We start from the raw sequence: 22,344 nt of genomic DNA on the forward strand, positions 1-22,344 counted from the left end.
AATGTTTTTTAAAAAAAAGTCCAAGCGGGGCTTAAAAGGCGGCGCGCAGCGCACCTATGCGGACGGAGCGGATTACGCAAACACGCAAGGCAGATATTTAGACGCAGACTTTGACGAGGACGATTTTTTTGACGATGAAGAATTTTATAGCGATGAAAATTTTGGCGGAGGCTTTAGCGAGGTAGGGGCTGGCTTCCGCAAAAATCGCAACGGAACCTCACGCGGCGTAGACGAAACAGGCTCTGCCTCTGATACCACAAGCAGCAGCTCTAATTTAAGTGGCAAAAGCTTTGCTGCAAGCGGAAACTACGAAGGCAGCGTGCAAGCAGATGCGGGCTTTTACGGCGCAGAATTTATTGGGAGTGGTAATTTAAAGAATGCAGAATTATACGCGAAAGAAAACCACTTCCCAAACGACGCGGATTTTGTGGCTCAGAGCGTAGACTACAGCTCTCAAGGCACGGGCTTTGTGGCGCAAGACATAAATTCTGCCACGCAAGGATTTTCTTTTGCGCCGCAAAATGCAGCCCCCGCCGCTAAAAAAGCTTTAAAAAAGCGTAAAAATTTAAAAGAACGGCTGAATTTTATCAATCCGTTTTCACCGCTTAAGCAGATTTTTGCAGCTCTTGCGCTGATCGTCTGCGTTGTTTTTGCAGGCATCTTCGTGGGTGATGTGCTATTTGGCAAGCGATCGTTTGAAGTGCTGCGCCAGTTGCAAAAAGAAAAGGCGTTTTTATTCACCGACGTCGAGCGGCTAAAAGAGGAAAACGCTGAGCTTCAAAAGCTTTATTTAGAGCGTCGCTCGCTCGATCCGGACCTTAAAAAATGAGAAAAATTTCTTTGCTAATTTTAGGTCTTTGCACTTTTTTAAACGCAGAGAATTTAAATAGCGCAAATTCCAACGCTACGAAACCTAGCATCACCGCAGCAAAAGAACAAAATTCTACCGATTTGGCGATTAAAGAGCCAAAGACAGGTGCACAAAGCCCAAGCGCTAAAAAGCAAGCTGTAATGAAACCTGAAACATCTAAAAGCCCTACCGCAGCAATGCAAAAAAGCGCTGCAGAAGCTAATTCCAGTATTAAAGTAAGCGTCGCCAAAAAAGCCGTGAGCGCACGGCTCTCGCAGACCGAAAAAAAAGCTCCTGCGCTCAAAGCGGGCATCGGTGCTCCTTCGCAAGCCATGAAAACCGAACTGAACTCTTCTGCGCAGCCTTCAGTTGCGATGCTTCCGCCTCCTGATGAGTTACCGATCGTGCCAGAAGTAAGCGAGCCAAATTCTACGATAGCGCAAAATTTTAAGGCGGCACAGAATTCTACAGTGCAAAATTCTACGGTGCAAAACTCCACTATGCAACAAAACGCGCAATCTGCTTCGCAAAATTCCAATCCGGCGCAAAGCTCCGCCGCCGCGTCGCAAAATACGCCCGCGCCTAAAAATTTTACGCAGCAAACCTTTGCGCTTCCCTCCGACGCCCTTACGATCGAAAGCCTGATCGTGCGATATAGGGACGACGACGGGGCTCTGCACGAAAAGATCGTTGATATCAATCGCTCGATTGATTGGCACGATGACTTCGTGCTAAGTGCGAGCGCCAAACCCACGCTACATAGGGCACTGGACGTCTCGGTTACTTCGACTGATCCAAATTTACAAAAGCAGGCCTCGCAAAGTGGCATCACGCCTAGCTTCGCGCCGCGTTTGGAGCTGCCGTTAGAGACGCTTAAATTTGACGATGAGTTGAGATTCGTGATCCACCAAAATAATATCCAGATCATCACTGCAGATGATTTCAAAAGCTCCGACGCAAATGTTTCGGGCGCGCTTGAAGCGGAGTTTTGGCGCCAAGAGATCCCGCTTAGCGGCGCGAGCTTTGCTGTAAATATCGGCGGCTTTAGCGACATCAACGTCACCAAAGAGGACGGCTACTACCGTATCGGCGTGCGCTCACATGAGGGTAACCTCAGCATCAGACGCAAAGATGGCGGGTATTTGATTTACAAAAATTCTAATTAAGGAGAGACTATGACACATTTAGAGATTATGAAATTTCGCCACGCGTGCAAAATTTTTGACGAGAACAAAAAAATCGGTAAGGTCGATTTTGACGCCATTTTGCAGGCAGGAATCTTAGCACCTAGTTCTACGGGGCTAGAGCAATGGGACTTTTTGGTTGTGCAAAACAAGGCGCTGCGCGAGCAGATCCGCGAAAAATCGTGGAATCAGCCGCAGATCACCTCTTGCTCACATCTGGTCGTGATTTTAGCAAAGATCAAGGACATAAAGCTAGGAAGTGATTATATCGAGCGAATGATTACGCGTAAAAAAGATGAAGCGCCTAAATATATCGGCGACAGGCATAAATTTTATCAAGATTTTTTAAGCGGTTATTTTCACAACGACGATGAGGAGCTATTTAATTGGTCGCACGCGCAGTGCATGTTCGCAGCACTTGCGATGATGAACGAGGCCGCAAGCCGCGGCATCGACAGCTGTCCGATGGAGGGCTTTGATCGCGCAGCGCTAAATAAAATTTTAGGCATTGATTGGAACGATCGCCGCGTGGCGCTACTCGTACCTTTCGGCTACCGCGTAAACCCGCAGCCGCAAAAGATCCGCCGCGGCATGGATGACGTAGTAAAGTGGATTGAATAAGTCAAAAGTGGCTTTAGAGTATTAAATTTACAGCGCGTAAAAGTCTAAAGCTGGTGTGTGAAGCAACACACGCATTTTTTAGAAATTTATCGCGCTTTAGCCTTTTTCTCGCCCATAAATTTTGTGCGGCGAGATTTAAAATTTTTTAGGATCTCAAAATAAAATCTATCTCAATAAACATACAGCTGCAAAACGACTTAAATTTTAAGACGGAATTTTAAAATTTCATCGCGAAATTATAAGATATGCGCAAATTCTTAGCGGGCGCAAGAAAAGTTAAAATTTTTTGCTAAAATTTTGCGAAATTTACATAAGCAGGATCAAAAATGAAACTTCCCAAACAGCTTTTAGACCGCTACGGCGCCGAGCGTCAAAGCGCGGGCGAGGCGCAGCGGACGGCGAATGAGATCGCCTTTGCGCCTGTAGTTTTTCAGGTAAGCAGGCTGATGAAAAAATTTGGAATTTTAAGCGCGCTTAATGAGGCGCGGGACGGGCTAAGCATAAGTGAGATCGCGCAGAAACTCTCGCTTAGCGAATACGCCGTAAAGCTGCTTTTGGAAAGTTCACTTAGCATCGGCACGGTGCTGCTGTGCGGCGAGAAATTTAGGCTCAGCAAGGCGGGGTATTTTCTACTCACCGACGAGCTCGTCGGTGTGGATATGGACTTTATCCACGACGTGTGCTACGAGGGGCTCTTTAGGCTCGAAGAGACGCTAAAATCGGGCAAACCAGAGGGGCTAAAGGTTTTTGGGCAGTGGGCTACGATCTACGAGGCACTTTCGCATCTACCGCCGCATGTGCGCAAAAGCTGGCTCGCGTTTGATCATTTTTATTCGGATTTGGCGTTTGAGCCCGCGTTAAAGATCATTTTCTCGCGCAAGACGGATAAAATTTTAGACGTGGGCGGCAACACGGGGCGCTTTGCTAAGCGGTGCGTAGGCTACGACGAAAATGTGCGCGTCACGATAATGGATCTTGCGGGGCAAATTTCGATGATGAAAGACGCCGTCGCAGGCGCGAAGGATGCAGAGCGCATAGACGGGCTTGCGGCCGATCTGTTAGATCCCGCTACGCGCTTTCCGCGCGGCTTTGACGCGATCTGGCTTAGTCAGTTTTTGGACTGCTTTGCAGAGGAGCAGATCGTAAGCATCCTCGCGCGCGCGGCGGAGTCGATGAGCGAGCAGGCGCGGCTTTATATTTTGGAGCCGTTTTGGGACAGACAGCGCTACGAAACAGCCGCGTATAGCATGACGCAGATCAGCGTGTATTTCGCCGCGATGGCAAACGGCAATAGCAAAATTTATCACTCGGACGATATGATTAAATTTGCTCAGCGTGCCGGGCTTAAAATTTCGCAAATTCACGACGGGCTCGGCGTCGGACACACGCTGCTGTGTTGCGAAAGGGCGCGATGATGGACGCGCGAAGCTTAAGCGCGCGGCTAAATAAGCCGATTAAAATTTTACTAGTGCTTTTTGGAATCGGAATTTTGGCAAATGTGGCGATGGAATTTTATGCGGAGAAAAAACGTGGCGAACTGGAGCGAAACTTCTGCGAAAGCAAGCAGGTGCGAGATGCGCTAGCGCGGATAAACGAGGGCGCACCGCGTAGGATCGACGATGCTACGATTTTAAAAGGCGCCGCATGCGAAGAGGGTAGCTTCATATACGATTACGCGCTAAATAGCTCGCCAAATTTAGACCTCAGCGCGCTGGATGCGGGCGATGCGGAAATTTTAAAAGAGATGCTGTTTGCCAAGGCGAAGGTCAGCTTTTGTAGCACGGAATTTTCGCAGCGCCTGCGGGAGCTCGGCAAAACGATGGTGTTAAATTACGAAATAGAGGGCTTGCCGCCGATAAAAATCGCGCTGGATAAAAGCAGTTGTGCGCGGTGAATTTTAAAACCTAAGCGAGGCATTTGATTAGCCGCGTTTTGTGCGGCGGCGCGTTGGCAGCTGGTGCCTCTTGTAAGCTCGCAAGCAAGCTCATGGTTTACGCAGAATTTTATGCGAGTAGGTCGCGGATAAAATTTAGCAAGATTTCATCGCAGCAGGTGCAGCATCGCAATAAATCCTAAAATTTTAACTCAAAATCTATGATGCTGTTTCAAATAAAATTCCACGCAACTTATAGAATTTCGCATTAAAGCTTTACGTGGTGTTTGCGCTGCCGCACAGATATAATCCCGCGTGAAATAGTCAAATTTTAATGAAAAACGCCACTGGCAGAATCTGACGCAAAATTAGATCGCGGCTTAAAAAAGACTCGGCGCGTTTAGCGCTTTGTGACGGCAAAATGCACGCTGATCCGCGCCATGCTATACGCGGCGGCGCTGTAAAAGCTAAGCAGAGATTTTAGCATGTTGCTTTTGCACAGGCGAAATCAAAAGCGAAGCGGATAAATTTTAAACGAATTCGGCGCGAGCAAGCAGGCAAAGACTCACGCCGCGCTAAATTTTAAATCTCGCGCAAGCCCTACTTGCAGTCGCTAGGCTTAAATTCTACCCTTATAAATTCTTCGCCACTTTTTATCTTATAGCTCCATATCGCGCTGTTTATTAGCGGATGCATTACCTTCATCTGATTGCAAAAAATTTGCTTATTTTGGCTATCTATGACATTTTGTATCACGGTTTTTTGATCATTTCCGACACTGTCAAATTTCATCCCCATGCCGTCATTTAGCTCGTAGTTATAGATGAAGCTACCATCCTTGCACTCGGCGCCCGTTAAAGTGGTAATCTCATCGACTCGCATCGGCGCACTCTTATTGATACCTTCCACGGCCGCTTTGAGCTGAACATTATCACAGCTTGGTGCCGCAAAAAGCGCCGCGAAAGCAAACGGAAGTAATAAAAACTTTTTCATAATTCTCTCCTTAAAAAATTTAGTAATGATATAAAAATTAATATTAATCGGTGCTTTAAATTTAGATCGAATTTTTGGTACTGCAAATATGGAATTTTATGCAAGCGTAGCAGCGAACGCGAAAAATTTATTTGCAGGATTTGGCCCTAAAATACGGAATTAGGCGGTATGTCAAGGTGAGGAATTTGTCGGCTCGCCGCACTTAAATACGAACTGCTGAGTTAAATTTCATAGTGCATTTTACGGAATTTAACTCAGCTTGCGAAATAAATTCGATGCTTAGAGTAACCGACGAACTCGGTATCAAAAGGATTTATTAATGCTGCAGTTGAGTAAATCCTGCAAGAAAGCGCGTCTATGGGCGCCTTAAAGCCATGCTAATTATATCGCTCGATAAAGCTTAGGTGCGACGATCTGCAAGCGCGTGCCGTAAGATCGCCGCGACAAATTTTACCACAAGACGGCAGGCAAAAATAATCGACCAGATGCCGCTTACCACGCACAAAGGCGCAAGCGCGATTAATTATCGTTGATTACGTCCAAAATTTCTCTAGCATGTACGGCGTAGTCGTTCGCCATTGCCTTTTGGAAAATCCCGCCGATCTGCGCGTACGAGCCCTGGCCGCCGCCGAAAAACTCCTCCTCGCCGAAGTTGCGCTCATTTACGGCGATATTTTGGTTGTAGATCGGCTTTCCGTTTTTAAACATTTTTAAGCGTAGATTGTAGCGCACGTAGGGCTTTGCCGAAACGTCGATGCCGTCGGAGCTGTAAAAGCCAAAGCCGAATGAGCTAAGCTCAGGCGCGATGACGAGCCCTTTGCCTTGCAGCGCTTTTTCGTCGTCGGTGACGCTCACGCGCCTTAGGTAGGTGCCGAAGAAGCGCTTTGCCTCGCCTGCGACGAACTCGCCGACGTCGATTTTAAGCTCATCGTCTCTGCCTAGCTTCGAGCTTGCGGCGTAGCTTTTCGTCCCCATTAGCTCGCCAGGAATGTAAATGAGCGCGCTTTGCATGGCGTTAGTCGCGCTTATAGTGTCGTCAAACGGCGCTACATCGGCGTTTTGATTAAACTGTGCTTCATATGCGCAACCGCTAAAAAGCGCGCAAACTATTGCGGCTAGAAAGAAATTTTTCATTGTTTGCTCCATGTAAAAATTTTTGTAATTCTACCCCGCGGGTCTAAATTTTACGCTGAAACGGGCGGAATCGCTCTTTAATCCAAGCTAAAAAATCGCCTAAGCTTTCGCTTAAACGTGTCTTTTGGAATTTGCGTATCGCTAAAATCATCGCTCCAAATTTCGTTCTTGTCGGTAAATAGGCCTTTATTTTGCGCCTGCGGCATAAAGACCACTTTATCCATAATTTGGACGCCTTTTTGCTTAAAATACTCTAGTATCTCATCTAGATCTCGCCTAGAATATATATTTATAAGGAAGTAATTTCTATTTTTGAACCTTAACACGATATTTTTGCGGATTAAACCCAAAGGCTCGCCCGCTCTTATCAGCATATAAATTTTAAACGGCAAGATGAATAATATGAAATTTATCGTATGATATAAAAACAATACAGCCTTTCCTATGTGTACCCCTATGGACGATTTTTTATACAGCTCGTATGACGAAAAATAGTGAAATCTTCCGTAGCTATCGTATAGCTCTGATATAATGCAAAAACTCACCTTATCTATATCGCAGGCATTGCAAATTTTTATTATTTCCTCTTTCTTGACAAAATAAAAATCATTCAACGCCTGATTTAGTGATCCGGGCTTATCGTCGAAAGCATTTATATAGCTGATTTTATTATTTTCCAATAAAAAATACGCGGGGCTGCCCTTTCTTTTAATAGGCCAAAGTAGTGTAGCCGGCAACAATAAAAAGACCACTACTATAAACATAACTAAATCGGCACTAAAATGCGTGTAAAATTTCAAGTTTAACGGAGTAACTTCTAGATTGAATATTTTATATAGGCAACCGAGTGAAAGAAAAAGAACGATATTGTTTTGAAAGTAAACCGCCCTATCTATGATTTCGATCGGCTCTTTGTCGTAATCTCGCATAAAATTCCTTCTCGGTATGATCTTTGACGAACCGTATTTTATCGTCGTCTCGCTTTCGGCGCGTTTAAAGATGCGGGGTATTTGCGGAGGCGCTTGCGGCGAGGCGAGTTGCGACGAGCGGCGATCATCCTCGTTAAGCGGACGGACAATGTGGATCTTTGCGACTAGTTATGGGGCTTTTCAGACACAGAGCGAGCTTGTCTGCGACTACTTCGAGGATTACTTCGGGTGCCGAGTGATCTCATCTGCGACTGCCGCGGACAAAATTTTGCTCGAAACCTAACCCCAATCTCGCCGCGAAATACTCGCGCAGCATCCGCCTTTGCGCTTCGTTTACGTTTAGCCGTAGCCAGACATCCCGCGGGTCTAAATTTTACGCTGAAAACCGAAAAATTTCACGCCTTAATGTCGTAGCTGAAATTTTTCAAAAAATATATGCGTAAAGCTTCGCGCTCGGCGCGGCTAGGACGGATGCAAAAAAAATACCGCCGCGCCCGTATCGTCCCTCCCGCGCAGTAGCAAGCAATCGCGCAGTCGTAGCCCCGCTCGTCCGTCTAGCCTCCGCGCGACGACGAGTTTTGAGGCGATCAAAATCGCAAAAATGCCCGCCGCTGCATAGATCGCAGCCTCGGCAAAGCCGAATTTTATCGTCAAAAACACGCCTGCGACGTATGCGAAAAGAAGCAAGAATTTTAAAATTTCTTGCAGTTTCAAAAACCGCTCGTAGCTTATAAACGGCACGCGAAACGTCCGCACGAAGCCGAACGACGGCTCTATCAGATCAACGCATCCAAGCATAAGATCGTATTTGTCTAGCCCTCTGCGAAAGGATATTTTAAGCTCGTCAAATTCCACGCGCGCCGCCTCTTTGCTACCGCTTCGCAGATAAAGTAACGCTAAAAACACAAAAACGATCGTCAAACTAGGTTTGGCTCGCTGCGAGCGTAGCGGGCTGTCCGTGTAAAACAGCTCTCCCGATCCGCCGATGTCCAAAGAGATAAAAATGCAAAAAAACGCAAGGATAGAGGCGGAGAAAATTCTATAAAACGTATCGTCGCAGATGAGGCTGAATTCGGGCTTTTGCATTAGTTTTTGTATAGCGGCGCGTCGGTGATTTTAAATCTAAATTTATTGCCCGCACCGATAAATCTCACGAAGCTCGCTACGTCAAAGCCCTGTTGCGGCGCGCTTAGCGGCGGCTTGGCAAGGATCTCGAAGCTTAGCCCCGCGTAGTTGAAAAACTTGCCGCAGCGCCGAAAGCCGTGCCTGCCGTAGAATTCTATGCGGCGCAGGCGCTGCGCGAGATTGGGCGCGTCCTCGTGCGGCGGCTCGACGTCAAGGACGATCTGCGCGCTTGGATTTTGCGTGGCGATGAGCGCGAGCAGCCCTGAGCCGATCCCCAGCCCGCGAAATTTCGCATCGATGCCGAGATAGGCCACGTAAAAAATCTTGCTCCCCCCACCGCTTGGAATTTCACTCTCATCGTAGCGAGAAATTTCGCTTTCTGCGACATTTGATGAAATTTCGCTTTCTGCGGTACCTGACGAAATTTTGCTCTCCGCAGCACTTGATGAAATTTCATCCCCTCTAGCGCTTGATGAAATTTTGCCGCCCGCACCGCAAATCGAATGGTCCGCGTCGATCGGAATTTTACTATCTGTGCTCGCGTTTAAAATTTCATCGCCGCTAAGAGGCTGCGTCTCTTGGCTCGCGATTTTGCCGTTTGCAACGCTAAAAAATTTTGCTTCTGAAAATTTTACTTTGCCACTTGGGATTTCATCCTTTTCGCCTTCAAATTCTGCGCCGCTATGGGCTTTGGATCTTAAAATTTTATCCGCATTTAGGCGCGGTGGCGGCTGTTTGTGGTGCGAAACCGCGCGCTTGTATGTTTGCTCGGTCCTATAGACGAAAAAGCCAACCAGCTCCTCGCCCCTTAAATTTTGCGCCGCCGCGCTTGAATTTTCGCTTGCCTCTGCGCTGGGATTTTTACTTTCCAAGCTGGATTTTTCACACGTCGCATTAGATTTTTTACCTACCACGCTGCGATTTTTGGAATTCAAAGAGGCGAATTCTGCCGCGCTGCGGTTATTCGCACCATAATTTTTACCCGCAGCGTCACGATTTTGGCTCGCTTCGCCGCAATCCTGCGATCCCACGCATAAATTTTCACTCGCCGCCGCGCGATGTTTATTTGCCGCGCCACTAGCGCTTAGGGCGCTAAAATCCTCGAAAATCGCCGCGATTTCAAGCTGTCCTTTGCGCGACATTTTTAAAAAATTTTTTATGCTGATACGCTCGATTTCGGGGAACGCCGCGACGTTGATCGCCTCTATGCGCGCGATCAGCGCCGAGTCCTCGCCGATACGCTCAAGTCTCATTTTGCTCTCCTTGTCGCGATAGGCTTACCGCGTAAATTTAAAATTTGCCCGCTTGCTCGCTGGAATTTCATCGCTCGGCCCTTGAAATTTCATTAAATTCCGCAAAATTTGAAGGATTGTTCGTTTAAATTTAATCCTCGCCGTAAATTCGCTTTAAATTCCCCAGCGTCGTACTCGCGTTTAGCAGTAGCGCATCGGCGATCGCTAGCCGCGCCATCGCGGTGGCTACGACGCTGCCGCGCACGGCGATACACGGATCGTGCCGCCCGCGCAGCTCGCAGACCGCGTCCGCACCGTGCACATCCACGCTGTGCTGCGCCATGAAAATGCTCGGGGTCGGCTTAAAATGCGTCGTGATCTCGATCGGCGCGCCGCTACTTATGCCGCCTAAGATCCCGCCTGCGTTGTTGCTCGCAAAATTTGCGTCGATCTTGCCGCCGTTGGTGCGGATCGCATCCTTGCTAGCGTGCATAAAGTCGTTATTCTCGCTGCCTTTTAGCGTGCTTACTTTCGCTCCGGCGCCGATCTGTACGGCCTTTACGCCGTTTATGCCCATCAGCGCGCCCGCAAGCGTCGCATCCAGCTTACCATACAGCGGCTCGCCGAGCCCCGCAGGCACGCCCGTAACGCGCGTTAGCACGCAGCCGCCGATACTATCGCCCGCATTTTTGATGCTTAGGATTAGTTCCTTCTGTGCGCCCTCCACAGTGGGATCGAGCGCGAAAATTTCGCTGTTTTGCACAAAGTCGAAGTCCAAATTTTCCGCGTAAATTTCGCCCACGCCGTAGATTCCGCTTTTTACGGAAATTTTAAAGTGATTTAGCAGTATCTGCGCAAACGCTCCCGCAGCCACGCGCACGGCGGTTTCGCGCGCGCTTGCCCGTCCGCCGCCTCGGTAATCGCGCAGTCCGTATTTGGCAAAATATGTAAAATCGGCGTGTGCGGGGCGAAAAATATCCTTGAGATTTTCGTAGTCTTTCGAGTGCTGATTCGCGCTGCGGATGATAAATCCGATCGGCGCGCCGGTGCTGCGACCGTCAAAAATTCCGCTTAAAATTTCGATCTCGTCGGCTTCTTTGCGCGGCGTAGCGTATTTGCCGCCCGGTTTGCGGCGATCAAGCTCGCTTTGGATATTTGAAATCTCGATTGCCACGCCAGCCGGAAAGCCGTCCAAAACGCCGCCGATCGCCGCGCCGTGGCTCTCGCCGAAGGTGCTAAGGCGCAATCTCTCGCCGAAGGTATTCATAGCGCGTCTCCTTGATCGCCGCCGCGTCCGTTTTGTTCGGCGTTTTTGTTTCGCTCATTGCTTTTTTTAGCGCTTGGCGTGTCGTCCGATGTGCCGGCGCAATCGCTCTTTGTGCTGCCCCGCGCTCGTCCGCCGCCTCGTGAGCCTTTTTTGTCGTCCTGTGTGCGGCTTGCGCCACTTTGCTTATCATCGCTGCATACCGTTTGTTCGCCATCTGTCGCGTTAGCACCGTGCGAGGCGCTGCTTTGTAAAAGCTCGAGCGCGATTTGCGCGCATTTTTGCTCGGCCTCCTTTTTGCTCGCTCCCACGGCGGATGAGAGTCGCTTGCCGCCAACAAGCGCCGCCATTTCGAAGCTTTTTTTGTGATCGGGGCCGCTCGAGCCTAAAAGAACATATTCGGGCGTGACGCCGAATTTTGCCTGCGTGAGCTCTTGCAGCGCGGTTTTGTAGTCTTTAACGAGCTCGTTAAAGCTGATGCGCGGATAGAGGATTTCTAAGATTGCAGTCGCGATGCGGGCGGTGTTTTGCAGCCCGCTCTCAAGATAGACGGCGCCCATTATCGCCTCAAACGCGTCCGAAAGCAGCGAGGGCTTCTCGCGCCCGCCGTTGCGCTCCTCGGACAGCGACATATTCAGGTTCTCGCCGATGCCCAAAAATTTTGCAAATTTAGAAAAGCTGCTTTCGTTCACGAGCGCGGCGCGCAGCTTGCTAAGATCGCCCTCGTCGCTACTAAATTTTTTGAAAAGATACTCGCCCACGATCAGATCCATCACCGCATCGCCTAAAAATTCCAGCCTCTCGTTGTTGTGTCCGTTTTTGGCGCTTTTGTGCGTAAGAGCGATCTTAAGGTGAGTTAAATTTTTAAATTTATAGCCCAGTTTTTCTTGTAGTTTTTCTAAATTTTGCATCTTTGCCCTTTTTTATAAAATTTTACGAAATCAGCGGCGGTCCGCACGCAAACGACATCCAGTGCGAACAAAACCTACGCAAGCGAAACGAACGCGAGCGGGATCTGCGCTAAATTTGCACTAACGCGGCGAATGAAGCGCGCTAGCGACGATCTGCGACGAATAAAAATTTAAACGTGCCCGCTAATTCTAACGCAAGCCGCGCCGAAGCTCACTTGCCGCAAATTTAATCTTCGCCAAAAACGCGCCTGCCCTCAAATACAAGAACCCGATTACGTGAACGACGCACTAAAACTAGCTTCGGGCGATAAAATTTACGCCGAAGTGGCTCTGCGTGCAAAGCAAACGCGGGTAAATCTATGCTAAATCCGCGTAACCGCGAGCTTCGCCGCAGAATTTTAGCCCTTTATCGCTTCCGCCGCCGCGCGAGCCATAGCGTCGCACTCCTCGTTTTGCGGATGTCCCGCATGCCCCTTGACCCACGAGGCCCTGATCTCGTGAGGTGCCGCCGCCGCAAGGTATCTGCGCCATAGATCCGCGTTTTTCTTGCCTTTAAAATCGGTAACGACCCACTTTGCGAGCCAGGAATTTATCGCTTTCACGACATATTCGCTATCGGTGAAAAGCTCGACGCGGCAGGGCTGCTTAAGCGCGCTAAGCCCCATTATAGCGGCCGTTAGCTCCATTTGATTATTCGTTGTCATCGCTTCCGCGCCGCTTGCCTTTTTTATCGCGTCGCCGTATTGCAAGATATAAGCCCAGCCGCCCGCTCCAGGGTTTCCGAGGCAGCTGCCGTCGCTAAAAAGTTTGACCGATTTCACCGGTTTTCTCCGAAATTTGCGCTCTGATCTCCATGCTGCCTAGCTCGTAGCAGACCGGACAGCGGTGCGAGAAGAGCCCCACCGAGCTTTTGCATTTCGCGCAGGTGTAGCTAAAGCTAAGCCCCGCGTCCTCAAAGCCCGCGTCTTTCATAGCCATAAGCGCGTTGATCTCAAAAATTTTACTCGCGCTCTGCGGCTTTTGATCGCTTTTTCCAAGCGCGTAAAAAAGCGCGCTGTACTCCGCATCCTGCGTATTTACCGCCGCAGGGAAATCATAGATCAGATCGATTGCCTGCTCGATCGGCGGGAAGCGGTCAAAGCCCTCCATAGGCTCTTTGTTTTTGATAAAAAGCTCCATACAAAATCGCCCCGCGCCTTTGAAGTTTAGCTTTGAAATTTTAGCGATCTTTTTATTAAACGGCGTATTGGCGTCGTTTGCGATGATCTGAGCGCGCTCGAACTGGCTTTGAGCATATACTTCGGCGTCCTGCTCGCGCAACGCGTCAAGCACCTCAAGCGCCTCATTAAAGCGCTTGAGCCGCTCGTAAATCACCGTAAGATGTGTAAGAGCCTCTTTGTTTCTCGGGCGCAGCTTCAGTGCCTGTAAAAACACCTCTTCGGCGCGCCCTAAAAAGCCCGCTTTGAAATATACGATACCGAGATTGGTAAGGATAAATTCCCTCTGCACGCCGCCGCTAGCCTTACTTAGCGCGATTAGATAAATTTCTATCGCGCGCTCGAAGTCGCCGCTTTTGACGAAAGAGCTAGCCAAAATTCCAAGCGTCGGGATGTCTATTTGCGGGCTTGCCAAAAGCTGTCTGTGCTCGGTGCTAAGCGCGTCTAGGGTGTCAAATTTTTTGATGAAATTCTCTAGGCTCTGCCTCTCGTTTTTTTTAGAAAAAACTCCCCAAATGTAGCTTAGAATCGACACTAGCAAGATTATGCTTATCAGCATGATAAGCCCGAAAATCGGGTCGCGATCGTCTAAGAAAAAATTATCCAAATCAAACCTCGTCGCAAAAATAAAGGGCAATTATAGCAAAGTGCGGGTATAATTTCGCTTATGATTAAAAACGAAAGCATAGAAAATCTGCTGGCTACCGTAGATATCGTAGACGTCGTAGAAAAATATGTCCCGCTTAAGCGTAGCGGCGCAAATTTCGTGGGCGTCTGCCCCTTTCACGACGATTCGCACCCAAGTATGAGCGTGAGTTCAAAGCTTGGAATTTTTCACTGCTTTTCGTGCAAAGCAGGCGGCAACGCGATTAAATTTATTCAAGATTACGAAAAGATAAGCTTCCCTGAAGCGGTCGAAAAGCTTGCGGGGATGTATAATTTCGCGCTGCAATACACCGGCGCTAAAGTCCAGGAGCGCAGCGAAGAGAAGAAGGTGCTCGGGATTTTAAACGCCTACTACCAAAGCTGCCTCTATCAAAACCCCGCCGCCGTAAAATACCTGCACGAGCGCGGCCTAAGCGATGCGACTATTCGCAAATTCGGCCTTGGCTACGCTGGAGCTAGCGCGCAGACGATCAGGGTTTTGCAAAACGAAGAAATTCCGCCGCAAGACGCGCTAAATGCGGGCGCGGTGAAGCAAAACGAGCGCGGGCTCTACGCTAGCTTCATCGAGCGCATTACCTTTCCGATCTACAACCACGCAAGCAAGCTCGTGGGCTTCGGCGGCCGCACGATAAGCGGCAACCCAGCCAAATACGTCAATTCGCCGCAGTGCGCGCTGTTTGATAAATCTAAAATTTTCTACGCGTTTGACCTTGCGAAAAAAAGCGCGATCGCTAAAAAAACCCTCATCATCACCGAGGGCTACATGGACGTCATCATGTTGCATCAAGCGGGCATCGACAACGCCGTAGCGGTGCTCGGCACGGCGCTGACGCCTGCTCATCTGCCACTTATAAAGCGCGCGGAGCTTAACGTCGTGCTTAGCTTCGACGGCGACGCCGCAGGCATCAATGCGGCGATAAAATCGGCGCGGCTTTTGTGTCTGAATAAGATCGACTCAAGCGTCGCTATAATCGGCGGCGGTGCCGATCCTGCGGATATGATAGTCGCGGGCAAGGTGCGCGAGCTAGAGCAAATTTATGCTAGCGGCATGGAGAGCGGGGAGTTTCTGATCCGAAGAATCGCTAAAAAATACGACCTCGCCCGCCCCGTGCAAAAAGAGGCTGCGCTAAATGAGATCAAAGAATTTACCGCAGCGCTCGGTCCCGTATTAGCCGAGTCCTATCAGAGCCTAGTAGCGCAAATTTTAAACGTCTCGCCGGGCTCGTTTAATCTCTCTAGCGGCGGTAAAAATTTCGGCGCGGGCTTTGAGGAGCGAAATTTTAACGAGGGTGGGAGCTTCGGCCCTCGCGATTTCGGCGCTTACGGAGGGCACGGCGCAGACGGCGGGGGCTTAAACGGCGGAAATTTTATTCGCGCGCAAAACACGGCGCGCTACGAAAGCTCTGCGCCGCCTGCGGCTTCGACGAGGCTCGGGCGGACGCTACTGCGCCGCAAGGAGATCGCAGAGCTTCAGATCATAAAATCGATGCTGCTTGATGGCGAGATGGCGGAGCTCGGGCTCGGCTGCTTGGAGCGGCGTGATTTTCGTATGCACGGCGATATTTTCGAGGCGTTTTTGGCTTTCGCTCGCAGCGGTGGGAATTTTAAAAATTTCATCATGGGCGAGGGCGGTAATGCGAATGGTAGCGCCTCCGAAAATTTTACTGCAGACGGCGCGGGAGAAAATTTTAACAGGGGCGAGGGCATGAATTTAAAAGGCGGCGAAAGCTCTAGCGAGCAAAATTTTGACGGGCAAGCTTCCGCAGGCGCCGTAAATTTAAAAGGCTCCTCCGCGCAGCAGGGCGCAAACGGCGGCGAGAAGCAAGAAGTAAACAACGTCGCGAAGCAGGGCGAGAGGGAGGCCGCAGCTCAAAATATTCAAAGCGCTCAAAGCTTCCAAAATGCTCAAAACGCCGAAACTGAAGCCCGCGAAAATCTGCGCGCGCTTGCGCTGGACGATGAAATTTTGCCGATCGGCGGCGCAGCGCTTTTTAACGACGCGTGCAAAATTTTACGCCGCAACGCCCTGCAAGATCTGATGCAAAAGCTCAAAAACTCCGACGCGCCCGACAAGATCGAGCGAATCTTAGAGTATCAAAAAAAGATCAATCAACTCAAGTAAAGGAACGAAATGAAGGCATTGGCGCTCTTTAGCGGCGGGCTTGACTCCATGCTCGCAGTCAAACTCATCGTCTTGCAAGGCATCGAGGTACTCGCGCTGAATATGGATATCGGATTTAGTGGCAAGGATGATAAGAGCGAGATCATGCGCCGCAGAGCCGCAGCCGCGGGGGCGGATTTTAAAAGCGTCGATATCAGAAGCGAATATCTGCAGCAGGTGCTTTTCGAGCCCAAATACGGCTACGGCAAGCACTTCAACCCCTGCATCGACTGCCACGGATATATGTTTAAGACTGCGCTTGCGATGCTGCAAAGCGAAGGGGCGAGCTTCATCATCACGGGCGAGGTGCTCGGACAGCGCCCGATGAGCCAGCGCGCGCAGGCTCTAGCTCAGGTCGGTGGGCTTAGCGGCGATGAGGAGGGGCTGATCCTACGCCCGCTGTGCGCGAAACTGCTGCCGCCCACGACGCCCGAGATCAAGGGCTGGATCGATCGCGACGCGCTACTTGACATCAGCGGGCGCGGGCGCACTAAGCAGATGCAGCTGGCGGCGGAGTTCGGCTTTGAGGATTACGAAACGCCAGCGGGAGGCTGTCTACTGACCGTGCAGAGCTTTAGCGAGCGGATCAAGGATGCGGTAAAATTTGAAAAGATCGAAACGCCTGAGGACGCTGAAATTTTAAAATTTGGACGCCATCTGCGCTTGCCGGGCGGCGCCAAGCTCATAATCGGACGCGACGAGAGCGACAACAAAAAGCTTGCCGCAGTGCAAAATCCGAAATTTAGCGAGATAAAATTTAAAGACAACGTCGTGGGCGCGCTAAGCCTGCTAAGTAGGGGCGCGAGCGAGACGGATAGAGAGCTTGCGGCGAGACTGGCGCTAACATACGCCAAAACGGACGCCGCGCGCCGCTACGCCCTGCTCATAGAGGGTAGCGAGCTGAGCACGAGCCCCTTTGAGAGCAAGGATGCCGCGCGCGAGTATTTTGTATGATAAGCCATGTCAATAAATATAGGGATTGGAGTGCAATATGAAGCTTGAACGTTTTCCCGGTATAAATATTATAGTTGAAGAAAAACGTGTTGTTTTTGAATTAAAAATTAAAAACCAAAAATCTGTATATATGTGCCACCCATTTACAAATAACACTGGAGATATTGCGTTTGTTGATAGCATAAAATTCTTAGAATTATGACGTAATAGTAAAATTGATGCAGATAAAGAAATAAGCAATAAAACGGAAGATGGTTAGCGAGGCGATTACAAATATAGTTGGGCAGAAAAGGGTTTTAAGCACGACCTTGACAATCCTGCACCATTGGCTAGAGTTTGCTGCTATTCTGATGAGTATTATGCACCAATAAAAGCAAGATGTATTCCGTTTTTTAAAAAGGAATATGTGAAAGAAATAAAGTACGCTTGTTCATTTTCTGATGGAATAACGCGTACTATTTGGCTGCTTTCTAATGGAGCAAAATCATTTCCAGTACATTTAAGCTCCTCCGATGAGACAAAAATATTGGCAAAATTTGCAGGTATTACAGAAAATTCTTATTATATAAAGATAGAAATTCAAAGTGAACTGAATTTATGGGATAAGAAATGATATATAAAATTTTAGTCATAAATTTATGGAATTTTAGTTAAAATCCTTCTATCAAAATTTCGCGTAAAAGCTCTGCGAAAATGTCAAATTTAGGAGAATCCTTGAAGCTTCAAATGTCCTTGATGTCGGTTGCCTGCGTCGTAATCATCCTGGCTGGTCTTAAAGCCGCGCAGGCTATCGTCGTGCCATTTTTGCTAGCTATTTTCATCACGGTGCTCGTCTCGCCGCTGGTGCTCTACGTCCAAAAGATCCGCGTCGGGCGCGTCTTTAGTTTCCTCATCATTACCTTTGCCTTCGTGGCGATTATAGTGTTTTTCGGCGCAGTCATCTTCGATGCGATCAAGGAGTTTTCAGCGCGCCTACCCGAGCTGCAAGCAAAATTTGAAGAGGTGCTAGGAGGCGTGAGTGCGAAGCTCTCTCGATTCGGCATAGAGCTTAACGTCGCAAGCCTAGGCATCGATCCGAGCGAAGCCGCCGCACAGCTATCTGCACTACTGCGCAAAACAGGCTCGATAGTCTCGACGGGATTTTTCATTTTTATAATGGTTTCATTTATGGTCTTTGAGAGCTCTGTGATCGACGAAAAAATCCGTTATTTTTCGCAAAGTAGCCGCGCTACGCACACTTTCGTGAAGAAATTCGCCTCCAGCCTAAAAAAATATCTGTTAATCAAAACTATCGCTTCAGCTTGCACCGGTGCGCTCATCGGGCTCGGGCTGTGGGCTCTTAGTGTCCCATATGCCGCGCTGTGGGGGATTTTAGCTTTCGTACTAAATTTCATCCCTACCATTGGCTCGATCGTAGCGGTCTTTCCGACGCTTTTCGTGACGCTAGCTACGATGGATATAAGCTCTAGCATCTGGACTATCGCAATCTATTTAGTCGTAAACGTAGCGATCGGAAATATCATCGAGCCGCGATTTTTAGGGCAAGGGCTCGGGCTTTCAACGATCAGCGTACTTGCGGGGCTACTGCTGTGGGGCTTCGTGCTTGGTATCGGCGGGCTATTTTTGGCTGTGCCGCTTACGATGAGCTTACAAATCGCGCTTGCCTCAAACGACAAAACACGCTTCATCGCGACCCTATTAAGCAACAAGGTCGAGAGATAAAGCGAAATTCCGCGGAATTTTAAAATTCTATGAATTCTAACTTGAGCGCGCTCAAGAGTATTTTTGTCTCTTTTAGATAAAATCCGTCCAAAGGATCAAATATGACGAGCGAAAAATTTATTTACGAAATAAACACGGTGACGAAATTTATCCAAATTTACTGCGATGGTAAGCATACGGAGGCGCTCAAAAAAGATGGTGCCGTGCTTCATGACTACAAAGACGATAAGGGGCTTGTGCAAACGCACTTTCATCTCTGTAGCGACTGCGAGCGGATGCTACGCTATGCCTACGCGCGCCTTGGTGCCTGCCCGCATACCGAAAAGCCACGCTGTCACCACTGCCCGCATCCGTGCTACGAGCGTGAAATGTGGGTAAATATGGCTAAGATGATGAAATATAGTGGTATGAAGCTTGGGCTTACGAAGATCAAAAAGCTTTTTTCGTTTAAAAAAAGCTAATTTGTACGGGCAATTTAGCTTGAGTTTGCGGGTAAAATTTATCTTTGCAAGCTCGCTTCATCCTTATGCAAAAAAGTATAAAAAAGCGGCGTGAGAACAAGCGCAAAAAAGATATAAAAATCAATCAAAATACTAAATTTTAGCGCGTAAAATTCTGCCTTGCAAACGCAAATCCTCCGCAATCCTTGATAATAAATAATTAAATTTGAGTTTATAGTTTTAAGTTAGAATTGTACCCAATCAAAGGAGAAAATATGAAGGTCATTACCATCGCGGTCGTTAACGGCAGGGTCGTAAACGAAAAGGAATTAATCGCGTCTATAGCCGATTATGACGATTTTACCGCGGTTGCCGAACAACTCCGCAAAGGGCTGAAATCGAGGTATTTTACATCTAGAGAGCATGCGAGGATCTATAAAAAAATCAGTGTCGAGACGGGCTTTAGGCGCGTGCGATTCGACTACAAACCTTATAAAGATAAAATTTCAAACCTTATTGCCGAGGGCTACACCGTCAAGGCGATCTTAAAAAAGATCGGCGAGGAGGACGAAGCGTTCAAAAACGCCGTTACTGCACCCGGGCTTACGCACTTCATCTCCGTGACGTTCAAAGATGAAAAAACAAGACTTCGCGCAACCGCCAAAAAAAGCGAGGATTTCTTATACGCATATCGCTTCGAGATCAAGAAAATGCATTTCCAAGGCGTTAGCAATAAAGAAATTTTAAAATATATGAAAGCTCATTACGAAAAGGATTTTGCCAAAGTAAGCGAGCGCGATCTGGCAGCTTTTATCGAGGCAAACGCAGTGCTGGATACCGACCGCAAACTCTCGCTGTATAAAAAGCCGAGCCTTTATGATCCGCATTTTAGCGAGATTATGAAGCTTTACGCAAGCGGTATGCGAGTCTATGATATCTGGAAGACGCTTAAAGCCAAATACCCCGAGTTAGCCAAGCTTCAGGCGCCGAGCCTTTATCAATTCATCGCAAACAACGCCCTTGGCAAAGCCAAATATATGCAAAAAGACTGATATGCCCGTGCTTTTTGTAAATTTTACTTTCAAATTTAAAATTTCGCCGCGATAAAATCGATGAAAGCCGGTGAAATTTCTATGAAAACCTGCGTCATTCTCTGCGGCGGTAAAAGCTCGCGTTTCGGCAGCGATAAAACGCTGTTTCCATTCCGCGGGCATCCCAGCATGACGCACTTTCTTTTTTCGCGCTTAAACCGCGAGTTTGAGCGGGTTTTCGCCTGCGCCAAAACCTCTAAATTTAACCCGCCGCTTCCTATGATCTACGACGAATTTGAGGAATTTTCGCCGATGGGCGCGCTGTATTCGGCGCTAAAGCCCTTTAGAGGCGAGCGCATTTTTATCATCCCCGCCGACATGCCTTTTGTAGAAATTTCCACCATTCGCGCTCTTAGCGAGCAAGAGGGGCAAATTTGCGTAGCGGGCGACGAGGCGCACAGACATAGCCTGTGCGGATTTTTTGACGCAGCTCTCGCGCCGCGCGCGCTTGAGCTCTACCGCGCGAAAGAGCACAAGATCGGTGCGCTCATTGGATCTGCAAATTCCAAAGTGCTAAATTTCAAAAATAAAGAGCAGTTTTTAAATATAAATTATCAAAACGATTTAAAGGGCGTATATGAAATTTAAAGCTTTAGCGCTCGCGCTTTGCGCCATGAGTCTAGCCGCGCAAGATCTCTCCGAACTATACGCAAAGGCTAGCGAATACGAGGCCAAGGGCGATTACAAAAACGCGATGATCTATTACAAAAAGATCGCCGCGGTAAGTCTGGCGGAAAGGGGCGAAAAGTCGCGCCGAAAAGTCGCAGAAAATTCTACCTCGTCCGCAGAAAACCGCGCTTCGCACGACGATATCGCCGTTTTAAACTCCGCTGAGTCGCAAAATTCTTTCGCACAAAATTCCTCCGCGCCGAAACCCACTTCGTCAAATTTCACAGACGCAGGCTCGGCTGCGTCAGGCTCTGCGTCAAATTTAGAATCATCGAATTCCGCCTCGCTCTCGCAGAATTCCGCTGCGTTGGATTCCGCGCCGCAAGGCGAGCAAAATAGCCGAAATTTCGGATTTTTAGGGCTTAAATACTACGAGCCGATCTATATGCTTTTCACCCACGATTTCAGCAAAAAGCCCGATCGTAAGGCGGATGAGCTGCATTTTGAGTTTAGCTTCGAGCGCCCGATCACATACGACGCGCTGGGACTTGGAGAGAAAATTTCATTCGCTTACGCGCAAAATTCCTGGTGGCAGATCACGCAGGATAGCGCCCCCTTTCGCGAAAGCAACTATCGCCCCGAGCTATACGTTAGCGCGCCGGTACCGTTTGCAGATGAGCTAAAAATAGGTGCTCTGCATGAGTCAAACGGCAAAGGCGGCGCAGAATCGCGCTCGTGGAATAGGCTCTACGCGCAAAGCACGTGGAGTGCGGGCGGATTTTCGATCACCCCCAGAGCCTGGTATGCCTTTTGGCTGGACCGCACGAACGAGGACATAGCGGATTATATGGGCTACGGCGATCTGCGCGCATCATACACCTTCGGCAAGCAGCGACTTAGCGCTCTGTGGCGAAATAACCTACATTTTGACGGCAGTAACCGCGGCGCGATCGAGCTGAACTACAGCTTTCCGATCTTTAATAGCGGATTTTACGGCTATCTGCGCTACTTCAACGGCTACGGCGAGAGCCTCTCGGATTACAAACGCAGCGTCAATAAGATCGGCATCGGGCTTTCGTTCGTAGAATTTTAAGAGGCGAGTCTAGAAAAAGCTTGAAATTCTGCGGCAAAATTTTATTCGCGGTAGGGTAAATTTGCTGATCCTACGAAGATCTCGATAAAATTTGCTTTTGAAATTTTATCTGTGAAATTTTATTCTACGGCACGAGCGTAAAATTTATTCGCGACTATTACTCGGGTAAAATTTTATCCGCTGCATAGATACGGAGGATGGGATTCTATCCTCGCCGTGCCTTTTCCTCCGTGCCCGCATAAAATTTCACGCGCTAGCCAAACGGCGCGGAATTT

Annotated in this window: 23 protein-coding genes and 1 pseudogene; 15 read left to right on the forward strand and 9 right to left on the reverse strand. The window is 48.7% G+C overall.

The annotated features are described in order from the left end of the window. The first annotated feature begins 1 nt into the window (after window position 1). The 5 genes from Q0198_RS09670 (at window position 2) to Q0198_RS09690 (ending at window position 4,549) form a co-directional block, all read left to right on the forward strand. Window positions 2–829, forward strand: coding sequence for a hypothetical protein (locus Q0198_RS09670; RefSeq protein WP_297897515.1), 828 nt, complete (start codon window positions 2–4; stop codon window positions 827–829). Beyond that, entirely contained in the window at window positions 826–2,016 is a 1,191-nt protein-coding gene (locus Q0198_RS09675) for a hypothetical protein (protein WP_297897518.1), read from the forward strand. Before Q0198_RS09670 ends, Q0198_RS09675 begins: the two co-directional genes overlap by 4 nt. Before the next feature lie 9 nt (window positions 2,017–2,025). Continuing rightward, window positions 2,026–2,655 (forward strand): NAD(P)H-dependent oxidoreductase, encoded by a 630-nt coding sequence (locus Q0198_RS09680; RefSeq protein WP_297897520.1) that lies wholly within the window; start codon window positions 2,026–2,028, stop codon window positions 2,653–2,655. A gap of 326 nt (window positions 2,656–2,981) precedes the next feature. Continuing rightward, window positions 2,982–4,070, forward strand: a complete 1,089-nt coding sequence (locus tag Q0198_RS09685) for a methyltransferase (protein WP_297897522.1) — start codon at window positions 2,982–2,984, stop codon at window positions 4,068–4,070. Next, on the forward strand, window positions 4,070–4,549 hold the full coding sequence (locus tag Q0198_RS09690) for a hypothetical protein (protein ID WP_297897523.1): 480 nt from the start codon (window positions 4,070–4,072) through the stop codon (window positions 4,547–4,549). Before Q0198_RS09685 ends, Q0198_RS09690 begins: the two co-directional genes overlap by 1 nt. A gap of 579 nt (window positions 4,550–5,128) precedes the next feature. Here Q0198_RS09690 and Q0198_RS09695 read toward each other — a convergent pair. From Q0198_RS09695 to Q0198_RS09705, 3 genes are all read right to left on the reverse strand, one after another. After that, the gene (locus Q0198_RS09695; protein ID WP_295150746.1) at window positions 5,129–5,521 is read right to left on the reverse strand and encodes a hypothetical protein; all 393 of its coding nucleotides are present in this window, start codon (window positions 5,519–5,521) and stop codon (window positions 5,129–5,131) included. A 519-nt stretch (window positions 5,522–6,040) separates the two neighbouring features. Continuing rightward, entirely contained in the window at window positions 6,041–6,655 is a 615-nt protein-coding gene (locus Q0198_RS09700; RefSeq protein WP_297897526.1) for a hypothetical protein, read from the reverse strand. Between the two features lie 77 nt (window positions 6,656–6,732). Continuing rightward, window positions 6,733–7,584 carry a hypothetical protein gene (locus Q0198_RS09705; RefSeq protein WP_297897529.1) on the reverse strand — a complete coding sequence of 284 codons (852 nt, stop codon included), beginning with the start codon at window positions 7,582–7,584 and terminating at the stop codon, window positions 6,733–6,735. Window positions 7,585–7,600: 16 nt separating this feature from the next. On the opposite strand from Q0198_RS09705, the gene Q0198_RS09710 reads away from it, so the two are divergent. Beyond that, complete coding sequence (locus Q0198_RS09710; protein ID WP_297897532.1) at window positions 7,601–7,867, forward strand: hypothetical protein; 267 nt, start codon at window positions 7,601–7,603, stop codon at window positions 7,865–7,867. 179 nt (window positions 7,868–8,046) lie between these two features. On the opposite strand, the gene Q0198_RS09715 is transcribed toward Q0198_RS09710, so the two are convergent. The 6 genes and pseudogenes from Q0198_RS09715 to Q0198_RS09740 all read right to left on the reverse strand — a co-directional run bounded on the left by Q0198_RS09715 (window position 8,047) and on the right by Q0198_RS09740 (window position 13,940). Then, on the reverse strand, window positions 8,047–8,670 hold the full coding sequence (locus tag Q0198_RS09715) for a hypothetical protein (RefSeq protein ID WP_297897535.1): 624 nt from the start codon (window positions 8,668–8,670) through the stop codon (window positions 8,047–8,049). Beyond that, window positions 8,670–9,962, reverse strand: a complete 1,293-nt coding sequence (locus Q0198_RS09720; protein ID WP_297897537.1) for a hypothetical protein — start codon at window positions 9,960–9,962, stop codon at window positions 8,670–8,672. The genes Q0198_RS09715 and Q0198_RS09720 overlap by 1 nt, the downstream gene beginning before the upstream one ends. Window positions 9,963–10,092: 130 nt before the next feature. Then, window positions 10,093–11,208 (reverse strand): chorismate synthase, encoded by a 1,116-nt coding sequence (gene aroC / locus Q0198_RS09725; protein WP_297897539.1) that lies wholly within the window; start codon window positions 11,206–11,208, stop codon window positions 10,093–10,095. 245 nt (window positions 11,209–11,453) lie between these two features. Next, a pseudogene (gene rnc, locus Q0198_RS09730) lies at window positions 11,454–12,116 on the reverse strand (ribonuclease III); the annotation flags it as partial. Window positions 12,117–12,514: 398 nt separating this feature from the next. Further along, window positions 12,515–12,937: a ribonuclease HI gene (rnhA, locus tag Q0198_RS09735; protein WP_177387132.1), complete on the reverse strand. Its 423-nt coding sequence runs from the start codon at window positions 12,935–12,937 to the stop codon at window positions 12,515–12,517. Beyond that, window positions 12,915–13,940 carry a tetratricopeptide repeat protein gene (locus tag Q0198_RS09740; protein ID WP_297897543.1) on the reverse strand — a complete coding sequence of 342 codons (1,026 nt, stop codon included), beginning with the start codon at window positions 13,938–13,940 and terminating at the stop codon, window positions 12,915–12,917. The genes rnhA and Q0198_RS09740 overlap by 23 nt, the downstream gene beginning before the upstream one ends. A 60-nt stretch (window positions 13,941–14,000) precedes the next feature. Here Q0198_RS09740 and dnaG point away from each other — a divergent pair, with 60 nt between their 5' ends. The 9 genes from dnaG to Q0198_RS09785 all read left to right on the forward strand — a co-directional run bounded on the left by dnaG (window position 14,001) and on the right by Q0198_RS09785 (window position 22,069). After that, window positions 14,001–16,121 (forward strand): DNA primase, encoded by a 2,121-nt coding sequence (gene dnaG, locus Q0198_RS09745; RefSeq protein WP_297897546.1) that lies wholly within the window; start codon window positions 14,001–14,003, stop codon window positions 16,119–16,121. A 9-nt stretch (window positions 16,122–16,130) separates the two neighbouring features. Further along, window positions 16,131–17,114: an argininosuccinate synthase domain-containing protein gene (locus tag Q0198_RS09750; RefSeq protein ID WP_297897549.1), complete on the forward strand. Its 984-nt coding sequence runs from the start codon at window positions 16,131–16,133 to the stop codon at window positions 17,112–17,114. Between the two features lie 37 nt (window positions 17,115–17,151). Beyond that, complete coding sequence (locus tag Q0198_RS09755) at window positions 17,152–17,316, forward strand: hypothetical protein (RefSeq protein ID WP_297897552.1); 165 nt, start codon at window positions 17,152–17,154, stop codon at window positions 17,314–17,316. A gap of 204 nt (window positions 17,317–17,520) precedes the next feature. Further along, window positions 17,521–17,727 (forward strand): hypothetical protein, encoded by a 207-nt coding sequence (locus tag Q0198_RS09760; protein ID WP_297897554.1) that lies wholly within the window; start codon window positions 17,521–17,523, stop codon window positions 17,725–17,727. 101 nt (window positions 17,728–17,828) lie between these two features. Further along, on the forward strand, window positions 17,829–18,836 hold the full coding sequence (locus tag Q0198_RS09765) for an AI-2E family transporter (protein WP_297897557.1): 1,008 nt from the start codon (window positions 17,829–17,831) through the stop codon (window positions 18,834–18,836). Window positions 18,837–18,937: 101 nt separating this feature from the next. After that, window positions 18,938–19,297 (forward strand): nitrous oxide-stimulated promoter family protein, encoded by a 360-nt coding sequence (locus tag Q0198_RS09770; protein WP_297897560.1) that lies wholly within the window; start codon window positions 18,938–18,940, stop codon window positions 19,295–19,297. A gap of 254 nt (window positions 19,298–19,551) precedes the next feature. Continuing rightward, window positions 19,552–20,328: a hypothetical protein gene (locus Q0198_RS09775; RefSeq protein ID WP_297897563.1), complete on the forward strand. Its 777-nt coding sequence runs from the start codon at window positions 19,552–19,554 to the stop codon at window positions 20,326–20,328. A gap of 81 nt (window positions 20,329–20,409) precedes the next feature. After that, window positions 20,410–20,955 carry a molybdenum cofactor guanylyltransferase gene (locus Q0198_RS09780; RefSeq protein WP_297897566.1) on the forward strand — a complete coding sequence of 182 codons (546 nt, stop codon included), beginning with the start codon at window positions 20,410–20,412 and terminating at the stop codon, window positions 20,953–20,955. Then, window positions 20,945–22,069 carry a phospholipase A gene (locus Q0198_RS09785; protein ID WP_297897569.1) on the forward strand — a complete coding sequence of 375 codons (1,125 nt, stop codon included), beginning with the start codon at window positions 20,945–20,947 and terminating at the stop codon, window positions 22,067–22,069. Before Q0198_RS09780 ends, Q0198_RS09785 begins: the two co-directional genes overlap by 11 nt. Window positions 22,070–22,344 lie beyond the last annotated feature (275 nt).

The sequence above is a fragment of the uncultured Campylobacter sp. genome (assembly GCF_938045205.1).
In the GTDB taxonomy this organism is placed as follows: Bacteria; Campylobacterota; Campylobacteria; order Campylobacterales; family Campylobacteraceae; genus Campylobacter_B.

Excerpts from the sequence above, each read along its gene's own strand:
- Q0198_RS09670 (WP_297897515.1), top strand. The coding sequence starts at position 2 with ATGTTTTTTAAAAAAAAGTCCAAGCGGGGCTTAAAAGGCGGCGCGCAG.
- Q0198_RS09675 (WP_297897518.1), top strand. The coding sequence starts at position 826 with ATGAGAAAAATTTCTTTGCTAATTTTAGGTCTTTGCACTTTTTTAAAC.
- Q0198_RS09680 (WP_297897520.1), top strand. The coding sequence starts at position 2,026 with ATGACACATTTAGAGATTATGAAATTTCGCCACGCGTGCAAAATTTTT.
- Q0198_RS09685 (WP_297897522.1), top strand. The coding sequence starts at position 2,982 with ATGAAACTTCCCAAACAGCTTTTAGACCGCTACGGCGCCGAGCGTCAA.
- Q0198_RS09690 (WP_297897523.1), top strand. The coding sequence starts at position 4,070 with ATGGACGCGCGAAGCTTAAGCGCGCGGCTAAATAAGCCGATTAAAATT.
- Q0198_RS09695 (WP_295150746.1), bottom strand. The coding sequence starts at position 5,521 with ATGAAAAAGTTTTTATTACTTCCGTTTGCTTTCGCGGCGCTTTTTGCG.
- Q0198_RS09700 (WP_297897526.1), bottom strand. The coding sequence starts at position 6,655 with ATGAAAAATTTCTTTCTAGCCGCAATAGTTTGCGCGCTTTTTAGCGGT.
- Q0198_RS09705 (WP_297897529.1), bottom strand. The coding sequence starts at position 7,584 with ATGCGAGATTACGACAAAGAGCCGATCGAAATCATAGATAGGGCGGTT.
- Q0198_RS09710 (WP_297897532.1), top strand. The coding sequence starts at position 7,601 with ATGATCTTTGACGAACCGTATTTTATCGTCGTCTCGCTTTCGGCGCGT.
- Q0198_RS09715 (WP_297897535.1), bottom strand. The coding sequence starts at position 8,670 with ATGCAAAAGCCCGAATTCAGCCTCATCTGCGACGATACGTTTTATAGA.
- Q0198_RS09720 (WP_297897537.1), bottom strand. The coding sequence starts at position 9,962 with ATGAGACTTGAGCGTATCGGCGAGGACTCGGCGCTGATCGCGCGCATA.
- aroC (WP_297897539.1), bottom strand. The coding sequence starts at position 11,208 with ATGAATACCTTCGGCGAGAGATTGCGCCTTAGCACCTTCGGCGAGAGC.
- dnaG (WP_297897546.1), top strand. The coding sequence starts at position 14,001 with ATGATTAAAAACGAAAGCATAGAAAATCTGCTGGCTACCGTAGATATC.
- Q0198_RS09750 (WP_297897549.1), top strand. The coding sequence starts at position 16,131 with ATGAAGGCATTGGCGCTCTTTAGCGGCGGGCTTGACTCCATGCTCGCA.
- Q0198_RS09755 (WP_297897552.1), top strand. The coding sequence starts at position 17,152 with ATGAAGCTTGAACGTTTTCCCGGTATAAATATTATAGTTGAAGAAAAA.
- Q0198_RS09770 (WP_297897560.1), top strand. The coding sequence starts at position 18,938 with ATGACGAGCGAAAAATTTATTTACGAAATAAACACGGTGACGAAATTT.
- Q0198_RS09775 (WP_297897563.1), top strand. The coding sequence starts at position 19,552 with ATGAAGGTCATTACCATCGCGGTCGTTAACGGCAGGGTCGTAAACGAA.
- Q0198_RS09780 (WP_297897566.1), top strand. The coding sequence starts at position 20,410 with ATGAAAACCTGCGTCATTCTCTGCGGCGGTAAAAGCTCGCGTTTCGGC.
- Q0198_RS09785 (WP_297897569.1), top strand. The coding sequence starts at position 20,945 with ATGAAATTTAAAGCTTTAGCGCTCGCGCTTTGCGCCATGAGTCTAGCC.